Consider the following 2,412-nt stretch of genomic DNA (forward strand, 5'->3'; position numbering starts at 1 on the left):
GCAACTAAGAGCTTGCTCAGTCAGAGACTCGTAAACATACTCAATCCAGACCTCACCATTTCTAGGGATTAGCCTAAGTTCTTTAATTTGGCAATCTTTCAAGCGTTCCGGTAATGTTACCCAGAGAGCGTCTGTCCCGAAGTGTTCTTTGCCTTTGGTTCCCAAAGGTAGTCTCACTCGATTACCCACTATTTTCAAGGCTTGTCCCGGATAGGAAACCTGGTACATCGCCCCCTTGGTTCTGTACTTGGGCAATCTCGGTTTTTGATTGAGCTGCCCTTTCTTTGCTAACTTTTCTAAGGCTCGAAAAGAGCTAAAAGATTCGGCGACAGATTTAAGCGATTGTTGGGCGACTTGCGAGTAAAGTAATCCGTAATTTTCGTTGGTTTTGGTTATTTTGTACAAGTCTTGGTATTTAACCGCACTTCGATCTTTAAAGTACCGTTGCCGACTTTCGTAAGTGCCGACATTAAACAGATTATTTGACCATCTCAACAGTTGCTCAACAATAGTTTTATCGAATCCTGTTAAATGCCAAACATCTTTTTGCACTGCATACATTAATTTCACCTCCTTTGATTTATTGTACTATACTTGGAAATATCTAACTGGGAGACTAAAGTCTCCCGCTCCCTTTCATCCCTGGACTAAAGTCACAGGGTTTTCAGGGTATTTTCTTATAAAGTAGACGGTCGAAGGTAGAATGCTTATAAAGTGAGCTTTTTAGCCATCCGTGTCTTACCTTTAATTAGATGGATTGACTTACTTACTGGTCTTCAGCCACCGATTCTTCGCCATTATGAGCTGGTGAATTCCCATTCACACTGCCAAGTTGTAGGCGTACATCATCAATTGTCTGATTTAATTGTGCAATTTTATCTTCCAGACTCAGGCGAGCTCCTTCAATACGTTCGCTTTCAAGTTGGCGCTTTCTCCCTTTGCTAACCTTGACATCTGAGAATTCAGCCAGTGAATTTTCATTAGCGCGGCGAACAAGGACAGTGCCTAAAATTGCACCCACCAAGCCGCCAATCGCAGCCCCAGCAATAAATCCTCCAGTAAAACCCTCTCGATTGCTCATGTTTTCACCGACCCCTGCAATATTTTCTTTACTAAAACTCAGCTTATTTCAATCTCCGATCGGGATTACAACCGCTTACCCGGCAAGGTTTTTAAGCTATTTTGTTTGAGATTATAGCATTTTTTGCCCTAGTTTAAATCCCGATTTAAGGATTGTAAGTTATGCCAACCGCCAAGGTGGTTAGGACATTCTGGTTTCCTTCCACCCTTGATTCTCTTGCCTTCTTGCCTTCTTCCCTTCTTCCCTAGTCCCTAGCCCCTAGCCCCTAGTCCCTAGCTATTAAGTGCCAAAAGTGCGATCGCCAGCATCACCTAGTCCCGGTACAATAAAACCGTGTTCATTCAGATGCTCATCGATCGCAGCCGTATAAATATTCAAACTCGGATAAAGTACGCTTAAGCGCTGCAAAGCTTGCCCAGCCGCCACCACAGAGATAATCCGAATCAAGCTAGGATCGATCCCTCGCTGAGTCAGTTCCTCCATTGTCGCAATAATCGTCCCCCCAGTTGCCAACATCGGCTCACTAATTAAAACCCGCGTTTCCGGGTTAAACTCCGCCGGTAACTTATTCAAATAACAACTAACTTCTAGCGTCTCCTCATTTCGCACCATACCGAGATGATAAATCGCAGCTAGAGGAACCACAGTCTGAATTCCTTCCATCAACCCCAACCCCGCCCGCAGAATTGGAATCACCACTAGCGGTGCTTCTGGATTTATAAAAGTACCCGGACATTCAGCCAAAGGCGTTTGCACCATTGCATCCACCGTCGGTAGCCAATCTCGAATCGCCTCATAAGTCAGCCAGCGTCCCAATTCCGTCATCGCTGAGCGAAATAGCACTGACGGTGTGGCCACGTCGCGGGCGACAGCTAGCCAATGCTTGATTAAAGGATGGGGGGGAACGTAGACACGCAGTTGGAGAGCCATCGGTAGAAAATTAGAGAAAATAGGAGTTCTAGAGAGTTTTAGAGGCAAGGTGGAATTTTTCAATTTCCAACACCCAAACTATCATATCCCTGATACTCCCTCCTAAGATGCCTTTGTTAAGGGACTTACGCATACTACCTGTAACGCCGCCCTCTGGGCGGTATCTTTACCACCGACACAGCGGCACTAACCTAACGCCGCGTAAGTCCTGACAAACTGAAGTCTCAGCCAGATTATTGAAAAAGTTTTCTAATAGAGTTGACATAAATTTGCAACAAGGCTATAGTGATTTTTAGTGTTCTCCTCTCAAAGGATCGGCAGACGGGGGCAGTCCGCAATGGTAGACTGTTCCCGCATTTTTTTCTTTAGCGTAACGCCGCCCTCTGGGCGGTGAAAGATAC

Annotated in this window: 2 protein-coding genes and 1 pseudogene; all 3 read right to left on the reverse strand. The window is 45.3% G+C overall.

Going from position 1 to position 2,412, the window contains the following annotated elements:
- Nucleotides 1–561, reverse strand: a pseudogene (locus PY364_RS28760) (RNA-guided endonuclease TnpB family protein); the annotation flags it as partial.
- A 205-nt stretch (nucleotides 562–766) separates the two neighbouring features.
- Complete coding sequence (locus tag PY364_RS28765; RefSeq protein WP_275571125.1) at nucleotides 767–1,081, reverse strand: hypothetical protein; 315 nt, start codon at nucleotides 1,079–1,081, stop codon at nucleotides 767–769.
- Nucleotides 1,082–1,360: 279 nt separating this feature from the next.
- A complete protein-coding gene (upp, locus tag PY364_RS28770) occupies nucleotides 1,361–2,011 on the reverse strand; it encodes a uracil phosphoribosyltransferase (protein ID WP_275571126.1) in 651 nt (216 codons plus the stop codon).
- Nucleotides 2,012–2,412: the final 401 nt, after the last annotated feature.

Source organism: Kamptonema sp. UHCC 0994, from assembly GCF_029167235.1.
GTDB lineage: Bacteria > Cyanobacteriota > Cyanobacteriia > Cyanobacteriales > Microcoleaceae > Kamptonema.